The organism is Paraburkholderia sp. RCC_158 (assembly GCF_041355255.1).
Classification (GTDB): Bacteria; Pseudomonadota; Gammaproteobacteria; order Burkholderiales; family Burkholderiaceae; genus Paraburkholderia; species Paraburkholderia graminis.
Genome location: NZ_JBFUPM010000002.1, coordinates 288,447 through 309,323, shown reverse-complemented (window position 1 = coordinate 309,323; position 20,877 = coordinate 288,447). Strand labels below are relative to the sequence as shown.

At 63.2% G+C, this 20,877-nt stretch carries 19 protein-coding genes and 2 tRNA genes; 14 read left to right on the top strand and 7 right to left on the bottom strand.

The genetic code is table 11. The features are described 5' to 3' along the window. Positions 1-130 precede the first annotated feature (130 nt). Positions 131-1,840: a glutamine--tRNA ligase/YqeY domain fusion protein gene (locus AB6809_RS05825; RefSeq protein ID WP_006052012.1), complete on the top strand. Its 1,710-nt coding sequence runs from the start codon at positions 131-133 to the stop codon at positions 1,838-1,840. 109 nt (positions 1,841-1,949) lie between these two features. Here AB6809_RS05825 and AB6809_RS05820 read toward each other — a convergent pair whose 3' ends face one another. Together AB6809_RS05820 and AB6809_RS05815 are read right to left on the bottom strand one after the other, a co-directional pair. Next, positions 1,950-2,399, bottom strand: a complete 450-nt coding sequence (locus AB6809_RS05820; RefSeq protein ID WP_029967715.1) for an NUDIX hydrolase — start codon at positions 2,397-2,399, stop codon at positions 1,950-1,952. A 67-nt stretch (positions 2,400-2,466) separates the two neighbouring features. Then, positions 2,467-2,856: a hypothetical protein gene (locus tag AB6809_RS05815; RefSeq protein WP_006052010.1), complete on the bottom strand. Its 390-nt coding sequence runs from the start codon at positions 2,854-2,856 to the stop codon at positions 2,467-2,469. A gap of 285 nt (positions 2,857-3,141) precedes the next feature. Here AB6809_RS05815 and AB6809_RS05810 point away from each other — a divergent pair, with 285 nt between their 5' ends. Further along, complete coding sequence (locus AB6809_RS05810; protein ID WP_029967716.1) at positions 3,142-3,381, top strand: hypothetical protein; 240 nt, start codon at positions 3,142-3,144, stop codon at positions 3,379-3,381. Positions 3,382-3,466: 85 nt separating this feature from the next. Here the strand turns inward: AB6809_RS05810 and AB6809_RS05805 are convergent, their stop codons facing one another. Further along, positions 3,467-4,897, bottom strand: coding sequence for a cytochrome-c peroxidase (locus AB6809_RS05805; protein WP_029967719.1), 1,431 nt, complete (start codon positions 4,895-4,897; stop codon positions 3,467-3,469). A gap of 213 nt (positions 4,898-5,110) precedes the next feature. On the opposite strand from AB6809_RS05805, the gene AB6809_RS05800 reads away from it, so the two are divergent. Next, positions 5,111-6,688: an acid phosphatase gene (locus tag AB6809_RS05800; protein ID WP_029967721.1), complete on the top strand. Its 1,578-nt coding sequence runs from the start codon at positions 5,111-5,113 to the stop codon at positions 6,686-6,688. A gap of 192 nt (positions 6,689-6,880) precedes the next feature. Here the strand turns inward: AB6809_RS05800 and AB6809_RS05795 are convergent. Further along, a tRNA-Arg gene (locus AB6809_RS05795) sits at positions 6,881-6,957 on the bottom strand. A 70-nt stretch (positions 6,958-7,027) separates the two neighbouring features. Next, entirely contained in the window at positions 7,028-7,858 is an 831-nt protein-coding gene (locus tag AB6809_RS05790; RefSeq protein WP_006052006.1) for an undecaprenyl-diphosphate phosphatase, read from the bottom strand. 588 nt (positions 7,859-8,446) lie between these two features. On the opposite strand from AB6809_RS05790, the gene AB6809_RS05785 reads away from it, so the two are divergent. From AB6809_RS05785 to AB6809_RS05765, 5 genes are all read left to right on the top strand, one after another. Then, positions 8,447-9,355: an aldose epimerase gene (locus tag AB6809_RS05785; RefSeq protein WP_029967723.1), complete on the top strand. Its 909-nt coding sequence runs from the start codon at positions 8,447-8,449 to the stop codon at positions 9,353-9,355. Between the two features lie 175 nt (positions 9,356-9,530). Next, on the top strand, positions 9,531-10,247 hold the full coding sequence (locus AB6809_RS05780; RefSeq protein ID WP_029967724.1) for a peptidoglycan DD-metalloendopeptidase family protein: 717 nt from the start codon (positions 9,531-9,533) through the stop codon (positions 10,245-10,247). A gap of 108 nt (positions 10,248-10,355) precedes the next feature. Next, complete coding sequence (locus tag AB6809_RS05775) at positions 10,356-10,682, top strand: hypothetical protein (protein WP_006052003.1); 327 nt, start codon at positions 10,356-10,358, stop codon at positions 10,680-10,682. A gap of 978 nt (positions 10,683-11,660) precedes the next feature. Further along, a complete protein-coding gene (locus AB6809_RS05770) occupies positions 11,661-11,969 on the top strand; it encodes a DUF2288 domain-containing protein (protein WP_006052001.1) in 309 nt (102 codons plus the stop codon). Next, positions 11,966-13,327 (top strand): MATE family efflux transporter, encoded by a 1,362-nt coding sequence (locus tag AB6809_RS05765; protein WP_029967727.1) that lies wholly within the window; start codon positions 11,966-11,968, stop codon positions 13,325-13,327. Before AB6809_RS05770 ends, AB6809_RS05765 begins: the two co-directional genes overlap by 4 nt. Positions 13,328-13,868: 541 nt before the next feature. On the opposite strand, the gene AB6809_RS05760 is transcribed toward AB6809_RS05765, so the two are convergent. Further along, a complete protein-coding gene (locus AB6809_RS05760) occupies positions 13,869-14,036 on the bottom strand; it encodes a hypothetical protein (protein ID WP_006051999.1) in 168 nt (55 codons plus the stop codon). A gap of 155 nt (positions 14,037-14,191) precedes the next feature. Between AB6809_RS05760 and AB6809_RS05755 the strand changes: the two genes are divergently transcribed. From AB6809_RS05755 to AB6809_RS05735, 5 genes are all read left to right on the top strand, one after another. Then, complete coding sequence (locus AB6809_RS05755; RefSeq protein WP_006051998.1) at positions 14,192-14,368, top strand: hypothetical protein; 177 nt, start codon at positions 14,192-14,194, stop codon at positions 14,366-14,368. A 357-nt stretch (positions 14,369-14,725) separates the two neighbouring features. After that, positions 14,726-14,884: a DUF3309 family protein gene (locus AB6809_RS05750; RefSeq protein ID WP_006051997.1), complete on the top strand. Its 159-nt coding sequence runs from the start codon at positions 14,726-14,728 to the stop codon at positions 14,882-14,884. 73 nt (positions 14,885-14,957) lie between these two features. After that, positions 14,958-15,034, top strand: a tRNA-Pro gene (locus AB6809_RS05745). A 290-nt stretch (positions 15,035-15,324) separates the two neighbouring features. Then, positions 15,325-15,783 carry a histidine phosphatase family protein gene (locus AB6809_RS05740; protein WP_006051996.1) on the top strand — a complete coding sequence of 153 codons (459 nt, stop codon included), beginning with the start codon at positions 15,325-15,327 and terminating at the stop codon, positions 15,781-15,783. A 251-nt stretch (positions 15,784-16,034) separates the two neighbouring features. Next, positions 16,035-16,847, top strand: coding sequence for a GNAT family N-acetyltransferase (locus AB6809_RS05735; RefSeq protein ID WP_006051995.1), 813 nt, complete (start codon positions 16,035-16,037; stop codon positions 16,845-16,847). A 100-nt stretch (positions 16,848-16,947) separates the two neighbouring features. On the opposite strand, the gene ppx is transcribed toward AB6809_RS05735, so the two are convergent. After that, positions 16,948-18,573 carry an exopolyphosphatase gene (ppx, locus tag AB6809_RS05730; RefSeq protein WP_035569800.1) on the bottom strand — a complete coding sequence of 542 codons (1,626 nt, stop codon included), beginning with the start codon at positions 18,571-18,573 and terminating at the stop codon, positions 16,948-16,950. Positions 18,574-18,776: 203 nt separating this feature from the next. Here ppx and ppk1 point away from each other — a divergent pair, with 203 nt between their 5' ends. Further along, positions 18,777-20,840, top strand: a complete 2,064-nt coding sequence (gene ppk1 / locus AB6809_RS05725; protein ID WP_006051993.1) for a polyphosphate kinase 1 — start codon at positions 18,777-18,779, stop codon at positions 20,838-20,840. Positions 20,841-20,877 lie beyond the last annotated feature (37 nt).

Here is a 20,877-nt window from a genome sequence, read left to right as displayed (position 1 = left end):
ACAACCGCACACGAACCGCGCTCAAACGTCGGCCACGGCCCGCACTCGCCTGCCGCATCGAGCCTCGTCAGGTAGAATTGTCGGATAAGTGAGCGCACCGCGCGCCCCCGACAGACTTTCACCATCTCGCATGAATACCGAACGCAACGACGCGCCAGCGGCATCCAATTTCATCCGCAACATCATTGACGACGACAACCGCACCGGCAAGTGGAGCCAGCGCGTCGAAACGCGCTTTCCGCCCGAGCCGAACGGCTATCTGCACATTGGTCACGCGAAGAGCATCTGCCTGAACTTCGGCGTCGCGCGCAGCTATGGCGGCGTGTGCCATCTGCGCTTTGACGACACCAATCCGGAAAAGGAAAGCGTCGAATACGTCGAGTCGATCATCGACGCCGTGCGCTGGCTCGGCTTCGAGTGGCAGAAAGACGGCAAGGAACACCTGTACTACGCGAGCGACTACTACGACAAGCTGTACGAATTCGCCGAGCTGCTGATCCAGCGCGGCAAGGCGTATGTGGACAGCCAGTCGGCGGAAGAAATGCGCGCGAACCGCGGCTCGGCCACCGAAGTCGGCACGCCGTCGCCGTTCCGCGAGCGTTCGGTGGAAGAGAACCTCGACCTGTTCCGCCGCATGAAGGCGGGCGAGTTCAAGGAAGGCGAGCACGTGCTGCGCGCGAAGATCGACATGTCGTCGCCGAACTTCAACATGCGCGACCCGGTGCTGTACCGCATTCGCTTCGCGCATCATTACCGCACCGGCGATACGTGGTGCGTGTACCCGATGTACGACTACACGCACTGCATCTCGGACGCGCTCGAAAACATCACGCATTCGCTGTGCACGCTCGAATTCGAAGACCATCGTCCGTTGTACGACTGGATTCTGAACGAACTCGCCGATGCCGGCATTTTCACGCGTCCGCTGCCGCAGCAAATCGAATTCTCGCGACTGAACCTCACGTACGCGATCACCAGCAAGCGCAAGCTGCTGCAACTCGTGAACGAAGGCCACGTCGACGGTTGGGACGACCCGCGCTTGCCGACCATCGTCGGCGTGCGCCGGCGCGGCTTTACGCCGGAGTCGATCCAGTTGTTCTGCGAGCGCATCGGCGTGACGAAGGTCGATTCGTGGATCGACATGAGCGTGTTCGAAGGCGCGCTGCGCGACGATCTCGACGAGAAAGCGCCGCGCATCGCCGCGGTGCTCGACCCGCTGAAGCTGATCATCGACAACTTCCCGGTTGGCCTCACCGAGCCCTGCAGCGCGCCGGTGCATCCGCATCATCCGGAACAAGGCGTGCGCGAGTTTCCGATTTCGCGTGAGCTGTGGATCGAGCGCGACGACTTCACCGAGACGCCGCCGAAGGGCTATTTCCGCCTGTTCCCCGGCAACAAGGTGCGTCTGCGCTACGGTTATGTGATCGAGTGCACGAGCGCGGAGAAGGACGAGAACGGCAACATCGTCGCGGTGCATTGCAATTACTTCCCGGACAGCAAGTCGGGCACCGAAGGCGCGAACAACTACAAGGTCAAGGGCAACATTCACTGGGTCAGCGCGGCAGCCGCGTGCCCGGCCGAAGTGCGCATCTACGACCGTCTGTTCAAGGAGCCGCAACCGGACGCCGGCGGCCGCGACTTCCTCGAAGCGCTGAACCCGGATTCGAAGCGCGTGGTCAACGCTTATCTCGAGCCGGGCGCGCACGGCACGTTGCCGGAACAGCGCTATCAGTTCGAGCGGCACGGCTACTTCGTCGCGGACCGCGTCGATTCGAAACCGGGCAAGCCGGTGTTCAACCGGATCGTGAGCTTGCGCGATAGTTGGGGCAAGCCGGCCTGAGGTGTTATGGCCTGAGAGCGCGCTAGTCGCGCATCTGGTGGTCGATCAAGGCGTGCATTGGATTCATCCGATGCACGCCTTTTGTTTTTGCATCTGTCGGCGCTCGCCGCTACAGCGACCGATGCAACTCCGTCAGCGAAAGCGTTGTGTGAAAGAGCCGCGCGAGGCTGCGGCTCGCGTACTTGTCCACTTCGTCGGGTGCGGTCCAGCGATACGCGTCCATCTCCGGAATCAGCGTGCCGTCCGAGCGGCGCGGAAACAGCGACGTGCAGGTGCATGAACTCAGATCGAGTTCGTCTGCGGTCGCGCGCGCCGCAAACAGATGCAGATCCTTGTCGCGGCGATACACAAAAAGGCCCAGGTCTTTCAGACGCTCGGGCTCGATCGCGATCCCCGTCTCCTCGACCATCTCACGCAGCGCGGTGATGTGCGGCGCCTCGCCTTCCTCGCCGTGACCTTTGGGAATGTCCCAGTGCGATGTTTCGGTGGCGTGCGCGAGCAGCACGCGCCCTTCGGGATCGAGCAGGACGATGCCGCACGAGACGACCCGCGGACTCATCGCCGCGCGCGCCGCGCCCGGCTTGCGGCTTGCCCGCGCGTGTGGTCGATCAGCACTGCCTGCATGCTCAATGCTTTTTCTGCAATTGCCAGGTGCCGCTGCCCTGTTTGCAGAATTGCGGGTGCAGGTTCATCGACTGCCCCTTCGCGTTCAGAACGATGCCGAGGTCGCGACAGGTGCGCGCGCCTTCCTTGGACGTCTTCACGACCTGAATGGTCGCATCGATCTTCACGCTGTTGCGCGTGCCTTCGTTGACCCAGGTGGTGGTTTCACCGTCCTGCTTTTGATCGAGCGTGGTAAAGACGGCCTGCCTCACTGAGTCGACGTCGCGCTGCTTCATGTAGCTGATCGGCGTATCGTTCAGGAAGCCCAGATTCGCTGCCTGGGCGCCGATCGCCGCGCCAAGCAGCAGACCGGCGGCGGTCAGTTGACGGAAAGCACGGGTTCGCATCGACATGAAGGGTTCTCCTCGGAAACGTTTCGGGCGGTCATGAGCGCAGCTTGTACGGCTTGTGAAGCTTATGCGGCTCTTGATCTGGACCCCAAAAGCATAGCATGTCCGTTTCCAACAGCCTGGCGTCGCGTCGCCTCATAGGCCGCAATGAGCCCGTCCGCAGCGACAGTTGGCCGCAAGCACGCAAAGGTCGGCATTTTTAGGATAGCTCCCATATCCCCGCGTAACCCGCATTCCTATGATTGGCCGTATTGCGTCTTCACGCTGAACGACTTCAAACGCCCCATCATGGAACTCTCCGTTGCCCTCGAAACCTCCGCTGTCTCACTCGCGCTGCTTTGCCTTGCGCTCGTGCCCGTCGCGATTCGCCGCGATCCCGGTCTCGCGCGCCCTATCGTCCGCATCGACGGACTTCGCCGGCCGCGCTGGCCCAACTTCGTGACGCGCGCCGGCATCGCGTGTCTGCTCGTCTCTTTTGCGATGCTGCTGTCGGCCTGCTACTTGATGCTCGCTGACGCACGCGTCTAAACCGGCGCGCTGCTGGCGCCAATCGATTCAAGCGGGCCACGCGCTCGCACGCAAGTAGCACTTCCATCCCGCAAGCCCCGTCGCTTTAATTCCCCGCTTTATACCCATCGGTGAGCGTATTCAGAAACGCCACCACGTCCTTGATTTCCGCGTCGTCGAGCGCGGGTTTGTCGCCCGGCTTCCGATCGAACGGCGGCTCAGTGTTCAGATTCGCCCAATAGCGCCGCGGCAAATCGTCGAACTTCTGAACCTTGCCTTTGACAACCGGATAAAACTTCTCCGGGTTCGTGTCGCGCTCGGCATAGAAGTGCAGTACTTCTTCGAGCGAGTGATAGATGCCGTTGTGAAAGAAGCTCTTTTTCAACGCGACGTTGCGCAACGTCGGCGTGCGGAAGATGCCGCAGAACTCCGAGCGTCCCTTCAGATCGGTACGCTCCGGGCCGCACGCGCCGAGATCGTAAAAGCGCGAATCGCGATTCACCGGCAGCGCGCGATTGCGCGGCACGCCGATCGCGATCAGGCCGAAGTCGCTGAACTGCGGCGGTGCGCCGTCCATCGTGCGCTGACTGATGTGGCAGCTCGCGCAGTTGCCCTTCTTCTCGTCGTTGAAAAGTTGCAGGCCGTGCAGTTCGGCTGGCGTGAGCTGAGCCTTGCCCGCCAGATAGGCGTCGTACTTGCTGCTGTACGGATAGAACAGCTCGGGCGTCTGCTCGAAGGTCTCGAGCGCTTGCAGCACCGCCTTGAAGGTCGCGTCGTCGTTATCCAAAACGTCTTTGCCGAACGCGTCGCGGAAATCGCCGGCGTACGGCGCGGCCTTGACCGCCGCGGTGACTTTCGCCGGCGAACTGCCCATTTCAAACGACGACAACAGCGGAATGCGCGCCTGGTCGCCGCCGCGATCCACGCGGCCGTCCCACGTCAGGCCGCCGGTCGGGCCTGCGTCGACGCTTTCGTCGCCTTCGTCGTCGGACTCGTGATAGTGCTCGGCGAACGCGGGCACCGATTGCAGGTACTTGAGCGTCGGCGCCGCGCGCATGCCGACGCGATGCATGTCGCTGCCGCCCAGTTGCACGGACAGCGCGTTGGCAGGCGAGAACGCGTGGTCGGGACTGTGGCACGACGCGCACGCGAGCTTGCCCGAGCCCGATAGCGACGGATCGAAGAACAGTTGCTTGCCAAGCGCGCTCATCTTGCGCACCGATTCGTAGACTTGCGCGCGCGTTTGGCCGCCGGCCGGCGCGGCTTCATGAGCGGCCACTTTCATCGGCTGCGCAGCGGAGGCGGCGGCCGACGCCGACGCCGAACCCGACTGCGCGTTCGCGCCCGAATCGCACCCTGCAAGCCCCGCGCTTACCACCACGGCTGCCAATGCAATCGTGGACGCCAATCGAAACCCGAGCCCGCGAGCAACCGCCACCGTGCGCACAGCGTGGACCGCATCGGCATCCGCTTGCACGCCGCGCCGCGCCGTCACGCGCCCTACCGTCTTCCTGATCCCCGACAAACCGAGCCGCATATGAATGATGTGAATGTGCGCTATCGAAGTCCGCGAGCGTATTTCATCTGTATGTCGTCGAAATGACATCCAGCCGACGGCCATCGCCGATTCAAAGCGATCCGTAATGAATACATCTTTCTGTCAAATTGCATTGCCACACTTTTGCGCACGGTCATCGGATTAAGGAATGCCCGAGGCCCGTCCCCAACGCGAGAGAGAGAATCCAGATAAATGAACAAGAAACTGATCTGCGCGACGCCGTTGGCGATCGCCGCAGCGTTAAGCCTGTATGCGTGCGGCGGCAACGAGGTCACGCAACCCGACATCGCTTCGATCAAAACGGTCGTGGTGATTTACGCGGAAAACCGCAGCTTCGACAATCTGTATGGCAACTTCCCGGGCGCGAACGGTTTGCAGAACGTCAGCGCGACCGCTGCGAAGCAGTTGGACCGCGACGGCTCGACACTCGCGTCGCTGCCGCAAGTCTGGAACGGTCTCACGCAAACGGGCGTGACGCCGGTCGTCACGCAAGCGATGACCGCGAACTTGCCGAACAGCCCGTTCGCCATCGACGACCCCAACGGCTTCAACACGCCGATCACGAAGACGACGCGCGATCTGTACCACCGCTTCTATGAAAACCAGATGCAGATTGACGGCGGCAAGAACGACAAGTTCGCCGCATGGGCCGATTCGGGCGGCCTGGTGATGGGCCACTACACGCTCGACGCCGACAAGCTGCCGCTGTGGAAAATCGCCCAGCAATACACGCTGGCCGACAACTTCTTCATGGGCGCATTCGGCGGCTCGTTCCTGAATCACCAGTGGCTCGTGTGCGCGTGCACGCCGGTCTATCCGAACGCGGACAAGAGCCCGGCGGCCAGCTCGATTTCGGCAGTCGAAAGCGACGGCGTGACGCTCAAGCTCGCGTCGAACTCGCCGGCTTCGGCGCTCAACGGCCCGCCGAAGTTCGTGCTGTCGGGCAACCTCACGCCCGACTTCTTCGCGATCAACACGATGCAGCCGCCGTATCAGCCGAGCGGCAACAAGGCGGCCTCGGGCGGCGACGCGAATCTCGCCGACCCAGGCGCGGCCACGACGTTGCCGGCGCAGACGCAGCAGCACATCGGCGATCTGCTGAACAACGCGAAGGTGTCGTGGGCGTGGTACGGCGGCGCGTGGGGCGCGGCGTTGTCGGCGGCGCAGAACGGTACGTCGAATGTGATTTACGGCGCGAATCTGACGGCGCCGAACTTCCAGCCGCATCATCAGCCGTTCAACTACTTCGCCGACCTCGCGCCGGGCAGCGCGAACCGCGCGCAGCATCTGCTCGACGGCGGCCTCGGCGGCTCGGAGTTCATCAAGGCGATCGACAGCGGCACGCTGCCGCAAGTCACGTTCTACAAGCCGCAGGGCAACCTGAACGAGCACCCTGGCTACACCGACGTCGCGTCGGGCGACCAGCATATCGCCGATGTCATCTCGCATCTGCAAAAGAGCCCGCAGTGGAACAACATGCTGGTGGTCGTGACTTACGACGAAAACGGCGGCTTCTGGGATCACGTCGCGCCGCCGAAGGCCGACCGCTGGGGTCCGGGCACGCGTATTCCGGCGCTCATCATCTCGCCGTTCGCGAAGAAGGGTTTCGTCGATCACACGCAATACGACACGACGTCGATCCTGCGCTTCATCACGCATCGCTTCTCGCTGCCGACGCTGCCGGGCATCGCGGCCCGCGACGCCGCGCTCGTCGCCAACGGCGGCAAGCCGATGGGCGACCTGACCGCCGCGCTGAACATCAGGCAGTGAAAGTGAACGCGCGAAACGTGCGGAACACGCGATAGCGAGCCACAACGGTAAGCAACAGCCGGCCTGCGCGGTGCGGCTTTCGACGGGCAGCTTCGGCTGCCCTTTTTTATTGGCGCAGGGGTTGACGAAAACGCGGGCGAAAAAAAATCCCATCGCCGGATAGTCGGTAGATGGGATTCTTCATGCAGACGATGGCGCGGCGGGCGAGGATCGAACTCACAACCTCAGGTTTAGAAGACCTGTGCTCTATCCAATTGAGCTACCGCCGCACACGACTGGGCCCGGATTATAACCGATCGCCCCGCGCCCGCCAGAACGCGGCGGGCATCCTTAACATTATCAGACCGGCTGCGGATGCAATGCGAACCAGCCGAGGAACACGATGCCCGCGATCACGCAGTACACGCCGAAGGAAGCAAGGCGTCCGCGGCCTTCGAAATAGCGCATCAGGAAACGCACGCTCAGATACGCGGCGATAGCGGTCAGCACGCCGCCGAGCAGTGCGTCCGCAAGCTGGCCCGGCGCATGGAAGAGCTTCGGCAGTTCGAGCAGCCCGGCCGCGAAAATGATCGGCGTGCCGAGCAGGAACGAGAACTCCGCGGCCTTCTCGGCGGTGAGGCCCGCCGCGTTGCCGGCGATCATCGTGAGACCGCTGCGCGAGAAGCCCGGAATCAGCGCGCCGACCTGCGCGAGGCCGACGAAAAACGCCTGGCGGAAGGTCATCTTTTCCGGCGCCTGATGCGCGCGCGAGCGCTGCAGGCGGTCGCCCACCCACAACAGCACGCCGTTCACGATCAGCGCGATCGCGACAATGCGCAGATCGTGAAAGATGCGCTCGAGCCGCTTTTCCAGCAGCAGGCCGACGAGTCCCGCCGGAATCGTGCCGATGATCAGCGCCCACATCATGTGCGCGTCGTCGTTGCGGCGTCCGCCGAATGACGCGAAGAAGCCGCGCACCAGCGCGCACCAGCGCTCGCGGAAATACCACAGCAGCGCGAACGCCGTGCCCAGATGCAGCGCGACGAGAAACGGCAGCAACTGCGGCGCGTGCTTATCGATATGCATGCCGAACAATGCGGGAATGAGCAGCGTATGCCCGAGACTGCTCACGGGGAAGAGTTCGGTCACGCCTTGCAGCACGCTCAGGAAGATCAGAAACGACAGATTCACGCGGCAGTCCTTGTAAGGAAGATGTCGGGGACAGCGCGCCGCACAATGAATCAGCCGGCGCGTCAAAAAGCGCACCGATTATGCCTGGGTGGCAAGTCAGCGCCAAGCGCCTCGGCCACATTCGGGGAAATTTTGACGCGCTGCGTCACAACTCGATACAGTTGTCAGCGAAACGAAAACGAAAAGGGCCGCCGACCAGCAGCAGCCCTTTCAATCGTCTGACGGCGAGACGTGCGATCAGCGCGCCTGGAAGCGCGCGAAGCTTACGGATCGCAAGCCGCGCGTCGCGCAGCGAGCGGACGCCCGGATCAGCGCTCGAGCTTGTAGAAGAAGTAGACGGTACTTGCGGTGAACATGCCGAAGAGCGCGACACCCATTGCCATTGCGAGATCCATGACGCCTCCTGAGCGATCTCGCCCGGCGGTAGAAGTCACCGGGCAGTGAGACGGATTATCGGCAACAACCGCCAACTCGCGACACTCGCAATTTCCCGAGAAGGGTTTCCCCGTAGGCCAAAGCAGAGCAAAATCGTCGTCTCGGCCGGCGGGGCTTGCGCCGGCTCAACACTTACTGATCACGCCATCGACCATGCCTCTTTCTCCGCAGCAGGACATTCTCGAAATCGCCCAGGACGCCTCCGTGCTCCGTTTTGCGCCGCAAGCCGGCGGCCGTCTGCTTTCCTGGCTCATCGACGGCGAGGAGGTGATTCATTGGCCGGACCACGCCGACTGGAGCCAGCCGGCGCGCATCCGCGGCGGTAATCCGCTGCTGTTTCCGTTTCTCGGACGCCATCGCGTGGACGGCAAGATCGGTTATTGGCGCGATGCGCAGGGCACGGTGCGCGAGCTGCCCATGCACGGCTTCGCGCGCGACCTGCCGTTCGACGCCCACGCCGACGTGCACGGCGCCGGCCTGCGCCTCGTGCTGACCGATAGCGAGGCGACGCGCGGCGGCTATCCGTTTGGCTTTCGCTTCGAAGCCGCGTACACGCTGATCGACGCGGAAACGCTCGACGTCACGCTCACCACCACCAATACCGGCGATGCCCCGTTGCCCTACTACGCCGGCCATCACTTTTACTTCACGCTGCCGCACACGCAGCGCGGCGAGACGTCGCTGGAATTGCCGCCCACCGAGCGGCGTTTCCAGCAGGCCGACGGTTCGATCAGCGCCGCCGAGCCGGGCGAAGCGCGCTACACGCTCGACGAAGCGCGCATTCACGACCGCTTCCATTGCCTGACCGGCGAGCCGAAGCAACCGGTGCGGCTGATCGCGCCGGGCCTCGGCCGCGTCATCACGATCGATCTACAACGACCGAACTCCGTGCCCTGGTATGCGGTGACGACCTGGACGGAAGCGCCGGAGTCGGACTTCTATTGCGTCGAACCGTGGCTCGGCTTGCCCGATGCGATTCACAACGGCATGGGGCTGCGCTGGCTCGAGCCGGGCAAAACCGAGGCGGCTGCTTTGCGCATCCATGTAGGCAAATTGGGCTGAGCGCGGCGGAGTTTGTGGCCTGAGCGGGGCGAAGCATGCGTCGTTAGAAAGTGGGCGACGTCATCCTTCCTGGCCGCTTTTCCGATGCTGCAACGCAAAACCGTTAGAATCGGACGCTTTGTATCCACCTGCCGCGTGATCGGGATCGGCGCGCGGCAGCGCTTTGCGAGGTCCAATGCCTGAAACAACAAGAATGATCAAACGACTCGCGTGCGTGTCGTTGGTGGCGCTCATCGCCGCGTGCGGGTCGGCGCCGGTGGGTCCGGGTTTTTATCGCGTCGAACGGGGCGACACGCTGTCGAAGATCGCGCGCAGTCACCGGCAATCGGTGCAAAGCATCACGCGCTGGAACAACCTGACGAATCCCGACAGCATCGAAGTCGGACAAGTGCTGCGCGTCGAGCCGCCCAACGGTGTGGCTTCGACGAGCGGCGCCGTGCGCAGCAACGGTAGTGGCAGCGCGAGTGCGTCCGCCGCGCCGCGTCCCGCGCCGGGCGACAATGCGCCGTCGTCCGCGCCGGCGTCGTCGATTTCGCTCATCTGGCCGACGAGCGGCAGCGTCATTCGCGGCTTCGACGGCTCGAGTTCGAAGGGCATCGACATTGCCGCGCCGGCGGGCACACCCGTCGTCGCGGCGGCGGCCGGCACCGTCGTCTATGCCGGCAACGGACTGCGCGGCTACGGCAATCTGCTGATTCTCAAGCACAACGCCGAGTATCTGACCGCCTACGCGCACAATCGCGCGCTGCTCGTGAAGGAAGGCGAAACGGTCGCGCAAGGTCAGAAGATCGCGGAGATCGGCGACACCGATACCAACCGCGTGATGCTGCATTTCGAGCTGCGTTATCAGGGCCGCTCGATCGACCCGTCGCGCGCGCTGCCGCCGCGCTAGGCGCGCCGCGGCGTCGGTCGCGCGGGGAACCCTGCGTGCTATAAACGCTCAATCCGGCAGACGTGGCCACCCGTCACGTCTGCCACGTCATCTGTAAGGAAATCCGTAATGAAGAGCGCATTGGCGTCCGTGGCGACGGCCGCGGCGATCGGTGTCGGCGTGCTGACACTGGGCAGCCTGGCCGGCTGTTCCACGACCACCACCATGACCTACTTGCCGAGCGGCGACACCGGGTTCGCGATCAACTGCAGCGGCAGCGACGCGAGCACGAGCTGGGCCGAATGCTATAAACGCGCGGGCGAAGTCTGCGGCAATTACGGCTACGACGTCGTCTCGAAAGATGTGGATAACGGCGCCACCTCGGGCGGCACCGTGGGCGGCATTTTCGGCGCGAACGTGAAAAACCGGTCGATGGTCGTCCGCTGCAAGCAATAAGCCGCGCTGGCCGCGCCGCCCGATTGCGGTGAATCCAGCCGACGGCGCAGCCAGCGCCCTGAACGCGGTTCGATGCGTGCAGCGAAGGCCAGCAAAGCCGCGAATGCAATCGGCCACAGCGCGACGAAAATGATTACCCCGTTCATAATCGACGAAAGGAAAGGTAAGTTTAATGATCCGCGCGAGGTATGTCGTCGCGGTGACCGCGGTTAAAAAGCAGGCAAAAAAAAGCCCGGCGCGAGGCCGGGCTAACGGGGGTTCGGCGCATATCGGCAAAGGACCGGTTCACCATGCGCCAGAACGAAATTTAACAACCGGCTTTTACAAGCGCAATATATTAATTATCCGAACAGTGTGATGCGACGCACGGATTCCGCATTATGTGAACGCAAAACTCGGTGAATAAAAGCCGTGCACGGGGCTCTTATCTGTTGATCAACGGGCTCTTTAATTCATAAGCTAATTTGCCTAATGCGCCCGAGACCCGCATGGAGCAATGCTCGTGCCGGGCCGCGCGTATTGGGCTGAGGAAAGTTTTACAGCGATCGTGAGCGGACACGCCGGACGTGATCTCATCGGGCAGTGCCGCGAAAAGCGCTTAGTGCGCCACCGCACCATTTCTATTAACTAGCGTGATTGACCGCGCCTGTGCCGACCGAATATCCTCCACAGAAGTTCGCAATTGGCGAAATGTCCCAATTTTAAATAGACAGACAGAACCGCATGATTAAAATCGTCTGCTCATAATTAATAATCAGATGTTAATCGTTTGAACGTCGCTGCACAAGTCGGCCGAAAGTCATAATCCGTTCGCGCGGCAATGGTTTTTATGAGCCGCTCACGCCGTTGAACCGCGCGACATGAAGGTTCAGAATCGAATCACTGCCCAACGGCCCGGCGCCGCGGAACGCTGCGCGCCGCGCAGGCTGCCCGCGCCGATGGTTTATAGTATCGACCCCCGCCAGAACCCCGCTTACGATGACTTCCAACGACGCGACCCACAGCCCTCTGTACACCAAACTGCTCGCCGAAACCGCGAAAATCGGCTGGCCGGAGCTGGAACGCTTTTTTGCGCGCGGCATGCTGCTGCGCGTCGCGAGCGACCTCGATCTGGTGAGCGTGGCCGAAGCCATCGCCAGCGACGACACCACGCAGGTCACGCAATGGCTGTCGTCCGGACTGGTCGAGCGTGTGCAAGCGGAAACCGCCGCCGACTTCGCCGCGCGCGATCCTGACCTGTGGGCCGTGGTCGTGTCGCCGTGGGTGTGCGTGCAGGAACGCCATTGAGCGAAGCCGCGCAGCCGGTGCCCGCGCCCGCGTCCGCCTCGCCGGTGCGCTGGCACCGCCGCGTGCTTGCGCTTGCGTTTCCGATCGTCCTCGCGAATCTGACGCAGCCGATTCTCGGCGCCGTCGATACCGCCGTCGCCGGACACCTGGACGGCGCGTCGTATCTGGGCGGCGTCGCGCTCGGCGGGCTCTTTTTCAACTTCGTGTTCTGGGGTTTCGGCTTTCTGCGCATGGGCACGACGGGCCTCGTCGCGCAGTCGCACGGCGCCCGCGACGATGCCGGGCTGCGCGATAACGTGGTGCGCGCGCTGTTGCTCGCCGCCGTGATCGGCGCAGCGGTGCTCGCGCTGCAAGCGCCGCTCATCGATTACGCGCTGCGCGCCATCGGCGGCAGCGAGGCCGTGCAGCGCAACGCGCGGCTTTACTGCCATGCGCGCATCTGGGCGGCGCCGCTCGCGCTCGGCAACTACGTGGTGCTCGGCTGGCTGCTCGGGACCCAGCGCGTGCGGCTCGCGTTGCTGTCGCAGGTGTTCATCAACGGTGTGAACATTGTCGCCGTCTTCGTGTACGTGCATGCGTTCGATTGGGGCGTCGCCGGAATCGGCGCGGCCACCGCCACCGCGGACGCGCTCGGCTTCGTGCTCGGCGCGGCGCTGCTGTGGCACGGCAGGCCGCGCGGTCTGCCTGCGCTGAACCGCCAAGCGCTCTTCGACGCCGCGGCTCTGCGGCGGCTCGTCGTGCTCAATCGCGACATCTTCGTGCGCACGCTGTGTTTGCTGCTGTCGTTCGGATGGTTTGCGCATCTCGGCGCGCGGCAAGGCGACGCGACGCTCGCCGCGAATGCGCTGCTGCTGAATTTTCAGACCTTCATGGCTTATGCGCTCGATGGTTTCGCGCACGCGGCCGAGGCGCTCGTCGGTGCGGCGATCGGCGCGCGCGACCGGCATGCGTTCGTGCAGGCGGTCAAGGTGACGGCGCTGTGGTCGGCGCTCGGCGCGTGCGGCTTCGCGCTGGTGTATGCGGGCACGGGTTCGTGGATCGTCGAAGGTCTCACCGATCAGGCCAGCGTGCGCGCCACGGCCGAGCTGTATCTGCCGTGGGCGGCGCTTTCGCCGGTGGTGTCGGTGGCGGGTTATGTGCTCGACGGCGTGTTTATCGGCGCGACGCGGACGCGCGAACTGATGACGTCGATGATCGTGTCGTTCGCGGTTTTCGTCGGCGCGTCGTGGCCGCTGCTCGCGCTGTACGGCAACCACGGACTGTGGGCCGCGATGCTCGTCTTCATGGCGGCGCGCGGTGTGACGCTCGGGCGGTATTTGCCGGGGCTGGTGCGTGGGGTCGGGGGCGCGGGGGTGTAGGGGCGTTTTCTCTGGCGATGTGGCGTTGCGTCCCGCCGTCGCCCGCGGTTGAGTTTGGAAGCGCTGGTCGTTCCTCGGGGGCGTGTCGTGCTAATGCGAGCTGTAGCGGGGTTACGTTGCTTCCTCGTTGCTCCGCCGTTGCTTCGTCGTTGCCTCGCCCACGAAAATGCGGATACGCTCCGCGCCGCGGTTGCTTCGCGGTTGCCTCGTCGTTGCCTCGTTGTTGCCTCGTGGTTGCCTCGCCCCTGCTCGTCGTTGCCTCGTCGTTGCCTCGTCGTTGCCTCGTTGTTGCCTCGTTGTTGCCTCGTTGTTGTCTCGTTGTTGTCTCGCCATTGCCTCCCCATTGGCCGGCCCTCGCTTCGCCGCCTTCCGCGTTACGCCTTGAAACAAGCGCACACATATCCCGCGAGGGCGCGGCTCTAGAATGCCTGCAGCCCTCGCATTCCGCGCAAACAGTGTGCGTGGGTCAGAAGCGCCGGTGTGCCCGCATCGACGCTTCGCTTTATCGCAGACGCAAACTTAACGAACACTCAACTCAGGCTCAGCGCGCGACGGGCGCGGGCACCATCGCGGGCGGGTGGGTATCGGTGGGCACGCCGTGATAATCGGCGGGGTCCTGCGGCGGGCCAGCGTGATGGGCGGACGGTCCATCCGCACAGCCGGCGACACCGGCGGCGAGCAGCAATGCAATCATCGAAACGCGGAACATAGACGCTAATCTCTCTAACGAAAAGGTGTGCACGACGGGAGCGCGGAAGTCTACCCGCAACGCGCATTCCATGACGCCGCGCGCGCAGCCGGCTCTGCCATTTCGCGATGCTTGACCTACTATAAAATCACAGCCGAACGTGAAAGGAGACTGCCATGGACGCTGAATCGATCGCCGGTCTGGTCGGACTCGGAGTAGGCCTCGCGGTGCTGCTGGCACTATCCATCTTCGAATCGAGAACCTATCGACGCGAACATGGCGAAGGCATGCTGCATCACTGGATAAGTCATCAGCATCCGCATATGCCGCATTGGATGCGTCGCCGGCATTGAAACCGCGGCTGGCGCCGGTCGTTTGCAGATGAGCCCGCGCTCGCGGGACGGTGTCGTTTTGTTCGCGTGATTTTGTTCCTTGAAGGCGTTCGCTGGAGCTGGCGCCTGATCCGCTGCTGATCGTCGAGTGATCTCGTCCGCGTGGCCGTGCGCCAAGCGGCGCTCTTGCTCGTCGCTCTACCGTCGCCCCTCGCCCCGCCCTCGCCCCCTCCTCGACAACTCCCTGGGCACGCGCGTTGCTGATTCGCAAGCTGCAAGGAGCGCGTGCGTTGCGCGTCGCCTGTCGCGACAAGCAATGTGCGCCGGATCAACCAGACTGCGGCCCAGCACCCTTTCGGGCCGAGAGGGAGAACTCAAATGACGATCGGAACCATCCTGCTCATCGTGCTTATCCTGCTGCTGATCGGTGCGCTGCCGACCTGGCCGTATAGCAGCGGTTGGGGCTACCGCCCGACCGGCGTGCTCGGCGTCGTGCTGATCATCGTCATCGTGTTGCTGGTGCTCGGGCGCATATGACGCGGCTAACTTTGCTCCGACGCAATTCGCGATTGACTCTGGCACCTAAAGCCACGTAGAATCTCGGATTCGTCGGAGCGTAGCGCAGCCTGGTAGCGCATCTGATTTGGGATCAGAGGGTCGAAGGTTCGAATCCTTTCGCTCCGACCACGAAATTGGCATCAAGCATTAAGCGCATCACAGAACCCGCGTAGCCTTCGGCTTCGCGGGTTTTTGCTTTTGGGCGTCCGCCGCCGGCGGCATTCAGGACCGCGATCTGCTAGTAAGACATTCGAACGCTCGACGCGAGCAACGAGACGAGACGAGGTGACAAGGCAAGCCGCCTCACCCGCCTTGCAACCCGCCGCACCCGCATGCGACAGTGGACACGGACAGAGCACACCGCCAAACCCGCCCCTCCGCGCCCCTCGCCGCACTCAGACTCGAGAAAAGGAGCCCGCATGAATCTGATTCTCTGGCGTCACGCCGAAGCCGAAGACTACGCCTCCACGGATCTCGCCCGCGCGCTGACCACGCGTGGCCGCAAGCAGGCGCAAAACGTCGCGAAGTGGCTGCGCACGCGCCTGCCCGACGACGCCGTGATCCTCGCGAGCCCCGCCGTGCGCACCATCCAGACCGCGGAGACGCTGAGCGACCAGTACCGCGTCGTGCGCGAACTCGCGCCGAATGCCAGTGCGCTCGATGTGCTGACCGCCGCCGGCTGGCCGAAAGGCATCGCCGAAACGGTGGTGATCGTCGGTCATCAGCCGACGCTCGGCCACGTCGCCGCGAGACTGCTCGCGAGCAGCGACGCAAGCTGGCCAATCAAGAAAGCCGGCCTATGGTGGATCGCGAGCCGCGAGCGCCACGGCGACGACCAAGCTGTGCTGCATGCGGCCATCACGCCCGAGCTGGTCTGAACCAGTTCACAGGCCGCGCGCAAACCGCGGCCGCAAACCGCAAACCGCAAAGACCGCAGCGGCAGCACCGCAGCACATAAAACAAGCGCGCATGCGCCTCAAGGAGCGCCTCACAAACCGCCTCCCCGCACGATTCCTCCACTGCCCCTTACAGGCAGTCATCCAATCGTCACAGCTTTGCCATGCGAGCGTCACCACGCGTTACTACATTGGCGAAAAAAGACTCATCCTTTTTTCGACCAGGACGCCCAATGCGAGAACTGCCGACGCCTACCCTGCCCCTCGCTTCGATCTTCGAGTCCCGCCGCCTGCCCCGCGCTGAAGAGACGGTCACCGCGCAGCATCGGCTGCGAGTCACGTGGGCTCGTACCGACGAAGAACTCCGCGAGGCGCAGCGTCTGCGTTACCGTGTGTTCGCCGATGAAATGGGCGCACGCCTTTCCGGTCCCGCCGGTCTCGACGTGGATTCGTTCGATCCGTACTGCGATCACCTGCTGGTGCGCGATCTCGACACGCTGAAGGTGGTCGGCACGTATCGCGCATTGCCGCCGCACCAGGCGGCGCGCATCGGACGTCTGTACGCGGAAAGCGAGTTCGACGTCTCGCGTCTCACGCACCTGCGCGCGAAGATGGTCGAAGTAGGCCGCTCGTGCGTGCATCCCGACTATCGCAGCGGCTCGGTGATCATGTCGCTGTGGGCGGGCCTCGCGGCTTACATGCAGCACAACGGCTACGAGACGATGCTCGGCTGCGCGAGCGTCGCGATGGTCGACGGCGGCCATTACGCAGCGAACCTGTATTGCTCGCTGCGCGACAGCGCGCTGACCGCGCCCGAATATCGCGCGTTTCCCCACACGCCGTTGCCCGTCGACGAACTGCAAACCGGCGCAAACGTCGCGCCGCCGCCGCTCGTCAAAGGCTATCTGCGTCTCGGCGCGAAAATTTGCGGTGCGCCGGCATGGGACCCCGACTTCAACACGGCCGATTTCCTGACGCTGTTCCGTCTGTCCGACATCAATGCGCGTTACGCGCGGCACTTCCTCGGCGATGCAATGCCGCGCTGAGCGCACAACCTCCGCATGAACAGAAAAGCCCGGTAAAAACCGGGCTTTTCTTCGTCTGCTCGCTGCTTTGCCAAAGACTGGCAAACTAAGAACGGACGCGTCACTCGTCCGTATAAACCACTCGATACGGAATCCCAACCTTTTCCCACTCCGCGGCTTCCTGGATCAGGCTGTAGTCGGTCAACGGATTATTAGCGACCCACTCATTCGGTAAACGCACTTCATAACCGCCGTTAGCCTGCGCGACCGAGATGCCAGGCAGACCCACATCCGCGCGCCGTCGGCACAACAGCGCCGCGAGCCGCAAGCAGAACAGCAGCGGCCACTCGACCTCGCGCGTTTGCGACAGCTTGCCGAGCTTGCCCGCGTGACCGAGTACGAGCGCCGCGAGCCGCGCCTGGTCGGTGCGCGAAAAGCCGGGCATGTCCGCGTTGCTCGCGATGTACGCCGAATGCTTGTGATACGCGCTGTGCGAGATCGACAAGCCGATCTCATGCAGCGCCGCCGCCCAGCCGAGGAACATGCGATTCTCGACGCGACGTTCTTCGTCCGGTTCGTCGAACTGATCGTAGAAGCGCACGGCAAGCTCGCCGATGCGCCCCGCCTGCGCGCGATCCACGCCATAGCGGCGCATGAAGCCTTCCACGGTGACCGTGCGCATGTCTTCGTGCTGCGAACGGCCGAGCAGGTCGTAGAGCACGCCCAGACGCAATGCGCCGTCCGTCGTATCGACGTAATCGACGCCCAGTTCGTCGAACACCGCGATCATGATCGACAGACCGCCGGCCAGCACCGGAATGCGGTCGCCCTTCAGCGCGACGAGCTTCAGCCGGTTGACGTTCTCCGCCTTGATCAGCGCGCGCTTCAGACGCTCGAGGCCGCCGCGCGAAATGCCGTGCGTGACACCTGCATCGTTGAAGCCGTTTGCCTCGACCAGTTCGGCGAGCGCGCGCGCGGTGCCCGACGAACCAATGGCCTGCTCCCAACCGGTCTTCTTGTATTCGGACGAAATGATCTGGATTTCCCGGCCCGCGGCGAGTTCGGCCTGACGCATCGTGTATTCGTCGACGTTGCCTGCCGGGAAAAACGTGCGGCTATGGCTCACGCAGCCGATATACAGGCTCTCCATCTTGATCGGCGTGTAATGCGAACCGATGATGAACTCCGTCGACCCGCCGCCGATATCCACCACGAGCCGCTTGCCCGCACTCGCCGGCACCGAGTGCGCAGCGCCGGCGTAAATCAGCCGCGCTTCCTCGCGGCCCGCGATCACTTCGATCGGGAAGCCGAGCGCCGCTTGCGCCTCGCCGAGGAATTCGCCGGCATTCTTCGCGATGCGCAGCGTGTTGGTTGCGACGGCGCGCACGTGATCGGGATGAAAGTCGCGCAGCCGCTCGCCGAAGCGCTTGAGCGCGTCCCAGCCGCGCACCTGCGACGCGCGGTCGAGCATTTTGTCGCGCGACAATCCGGCGGCGAGCCGCACCGGCTCGCGCAACGCATCGACCTGATAGATCTGGCTGCCGGCGTCGGTTTCCTCGACGCGGCCGACGATCAGCCGGAAGCTATTCGAACCGAGATCGACGGCGGCAAGGAGTTGTGGGGTATTGACCATCGGGTATGCGGACTCCATGCGCGCGAGCGCGGCAGCGGTGGATGTGAGCAAGGCGGAACCTCCGCCCGAGACTCCGGGCGCCTTGCGACCGGCCGCGCTGTTCAAAGACGCCATTCTAAGCGTACCGGAGCTCACGATGTCCACCTCGCGAAAATGGGGTTGCCCCATGGTCCCATACTCACTGCGTCAGCTTGACGACACGCGAGGAAGACAGCGTAGAATTTATAACATTGAGAATGTCATAACAATGTCATCATATTGTGAGAATTTCCGAGCGTCTTTCCGCCCCTATACCCGAAATTCCATTCTCGCTGCCGATGTCCATCCGCTACCCCTTATTGAATCGCGAGCTGGGCATTCTGGGTTTCAACGAGCGTGTGTTGGCGCAAGCTGCCGACCCCGCCGTTCCTTTGCTCGAACGCCTGCGTTTCATCTGCATCACCAGTAGCAATCTCGACGAATTCTTCGAAGTCCGCATGGCCGGACTGCAGGAGCAGATGCGCGACAACCCCGGCGCGCTGTCGCCGGACGGCATGTCGCTGCAGCATGTGTACGACCTTGTGGTCGAGCGTGCGCAAAAGCTCGTGCATCGGCAGTACACGATGTTGCACGACACAGTGCTTACCGCGCTCGAAGCGGAAGGCATCTATTTTCACGGCACCGAAGCATGGAACGAGGCGCAGACCGAATGGGCGCGCAATTATTTCTTCGACGAACTGCTGCCGGTGCTCACGCCCATCGGTCTCGATCCGGCGCATCCGTTTCCGCGCGTGCTCAACAAGAGCCTGAACTTCGTCGTTGAACTGGAAGGCAAGGACGCCTTCGGCCGTCAGGCGATGATGGGCATCGTGCAGGCGCCGCGCGCGTTGCCGCGGCTCGTGCGCATGCCGCAGGAACTGTCGGGCTATCCGCATGGTTTCGTTCTGCTGAGCTCGCTGCTGCAACGCTTTGTCGGCGAGCTGTTTCCGAATCTCGTCGTGCGTAGCTGCAATCAGTTTCGCATCACGCGCAATAGCGAACTCTTCGTCGATGAAGACGAAATCACCAATCTGCGTGTCGCGCTGCAGGGCGAGTTGCCCGCGCGGCATCTGGGCAATGCGGTGCGGCTCGAAGTATCGGCGGAAACGCCAGCGCATGTCGTGCGGCGTCTGCTCGACGAAAGCAGCCTCTCGAACAAGGACTGTTATTACGCGGACGGTCCGGTTAATCTCGTGCGTTTGATGCAGTTGCCGGAGATGGTCGATCGGCCGGACCTCAAGTTCGTGCCGCACATTCCGGCTATTCCCGCGCATATCGCGAATGCCGCGAGCATGTTCGACGTGATCGACCAGGGCGACGTGCTGCTGCATCATCCGTATGAGAGTTTTCAGCCGGTGCTCGAGTTGCTGTTGCAGGCGGCTAAAGATCCGAACGTGGTCGCGATCAAGCAGACCATCTACCGCACGGGCACCGATTCGCCGCTGATGGACGCGCTCATGCAAGCCGCGCGCAACGGCAAGGAAGTGACGGTCGTGGTCGAACTGCTTGCGCGCTTCGACGAAGAAACGAATATCAACTGGGCTTCGCAACTCGAAGCGGTCGGCGCGCACGTGGTGTACGGCGTGGTCGGCCACAAGTGCCACGCGAAGATGATGCTGATCGTGCGGCGCGCGACGGTGGGCGGCAAGACGACGCTCAAGCGTTACGTGCATCTCGGCACCGGCAATTATCATCCGCGCACCGCGCGTCTTTATACCGACTTCGGCCTGATGACCGCGGACCAGAAGATCTGCGAGGACGTGCATCATGTATTCCAGCAACTGACCGGCATTGGCGGCGAACTTAAGCTGCACGAGTTATGGCAATCGCCGTTCACGCTGCATCCGAAACTCGTCGAGGCGATTCGTGCCGAAGCCGAGCATGCGCGTGCGGGCAAGAAGGCGCGCATCGTCGCGAAGATGAACGCGTTGCTCGAACCCACGGTGATCGCGGAGTTGTACGAAGCGTCGCAGGCGGGCGTGAAGATCGATCTGATCGTGCGCGGCGTATGCTCGTTGCAGCCAGGCGTGCCGGGTTTGTCGGAAAACATCACGGTGCGCTCGATTGTCGGGCGCTTTCTCGAACATCATCGCATCTATTATTTCTACGACGACGGCCGCGAGCAGGTGTATCTGTCGAGTGCGGACTGGATGGATCGCAACTTCTTCCGCCGCGTCGAAGTCTCGTTCCCGGTCAATAACCGGCGGCTGAAGCGGCGCGTGATCGCCGAGGGGCTGTCGGCGTTTCTCGGCGACAATCAGTCGGCGTGGCTCATGCAAAGCGACGGGCATTATCGTCGGCGGCGGCCCGGCAAGTCGTCGCGCAACGCGCAGATGAGTCTGCTGGCGAAGTTCTGCTCGTGAGTGTTGGCACCCGCCACATGCGGGTGCGCTGATGCAT

What these genes read in the sequence shown, in the direction of transcription:
- AB6809_RS05825 (WP_006052012.1), top strand. Translation starts at nt 131, where the DNA reads ATGAATACCGAACGCAACGACGCGCCAGCGGCATCCAATTTCATCCGC.
- AB6809_RS05820 (WP_029967715.1), bottom strand. Translation starts at nt 2,399, where the DNA reads ATGAGTCCGCGGGTCGTCTCGTGCGGCATCGTCCTGCTCGATCCCGAA.
- AB6809_RS05815 (WP_006052010.1), bottom strand. Translation starts at nt 2,856, where the DNA reads ATGTCGATGCGAACCCGTGCTTTCCGTCAACTGACCGCCGCCGGTCTG.
- AB6809_RS05810 (WP_029967716.1), top strand. Translation starts at nt 3,142, where the DNA reads ATGGAACTCTCCGTTGCCCTCGAAACCTCCGCTGTCTCACTCGCGCTG.
- AB6809_RS05805 (WP_029967719.1), bottom strand. Translation starts at nt 4,897, where the DNA reads ATGCGGCTCGGTTTGTCGGGGATCAGGAAGACGGTAGGGCGCGTGACG.
- AB6809_RS05800 (WP_029967721.1), top strand. Translation starts at nt 5,111, where the DNA reads ATGAACAAGAAACTGATCTGCGCGACGCCGTTGGCGATCGCCGCAGCG.
- AB6809_RS05785 (WP_029967723.1), top strand. Translation starts at nt 8,447, where the DNA reads ATGCCTCTTTCTCCGCAGCAGGACATTCTCGAAATCGCCCAGGACGCC.
- AB6809_RS05780 (WP_029967724.1), top strand. Translation starts at nt 9,531, where the DNA reads ATGCCTGAAACAACAAGAATGATCAAACGACTCGCGTGCGTGTCGTTG.
- AB6809_RS05775 (WP_006052003.1), top strand. Translation starts at nt 10,356, where the DNA reads ATGAAGAGCGCATTGGCGTCCGTGGCGACGGCCGCGGCGATCGGTGTC.
- AB6809_RS05770 (WP_006052001.1), top strand. Translation starts at nt 11,661, where the DNA reads ATGACTTCCAACGACGCGACCCACAGCCCTCTGTACACCAAACTGCTC.
- AB6809_RS05760 (WP_006051999.1), bottom strand. Translation starts at nt 14,036, where the DNA reads ATGTTCCGCGTTTCGATGATTGCATTGCTGCTCGCCGCCGGTGTCGCC.
- AB6809_RS05755 (WP_006051998.1), top strand. Translation starts at nt 14,192, where the DNA reads ATGGACGCTGAATCGATCGCCGGTCTGGTCGGACTCGGAGTAGGCCTC.
- AB6809_RS05750 (WP_006051997.1), top strand. Translation starts at nt 14,726, where the DNA reads ATGACGATCGGAACCATCCTGCTCATCGTGCTTATCCTGCTGCTGATC.
- AB6809_RS05740 (WP_006051996.1), top strand. Translation starts at nt 15,325, where the DNA reads ATGAATCTGATTCTCTGGCGTCACGCCGAAGCCGAAGACTACGCCTCC.
- AB6809_RS05735 (WP_006051995.1), top strand. Translation starts at nt 16,035, where the DNA reads ATGCGAGAACTGCCGACGCCTACCCTGCCCCTCGCTTCGATCTTCGAG.
- ppx (WP_035569800.1), bottom strand. Translation starts at nt 18,573, where the DNA reads ATGGCGTCTTTGAACAGCGCGGCCGGTCGCAAGGCGCCCGGAGTCTCG.
- ppk1 (WP_006051993.1), top strand. Translation starts at nt 18,777, where the DNA reads ATGTCCATCCGCTACCCCTTATTGAATCGCGAGCTGGGCATTCTGGGT.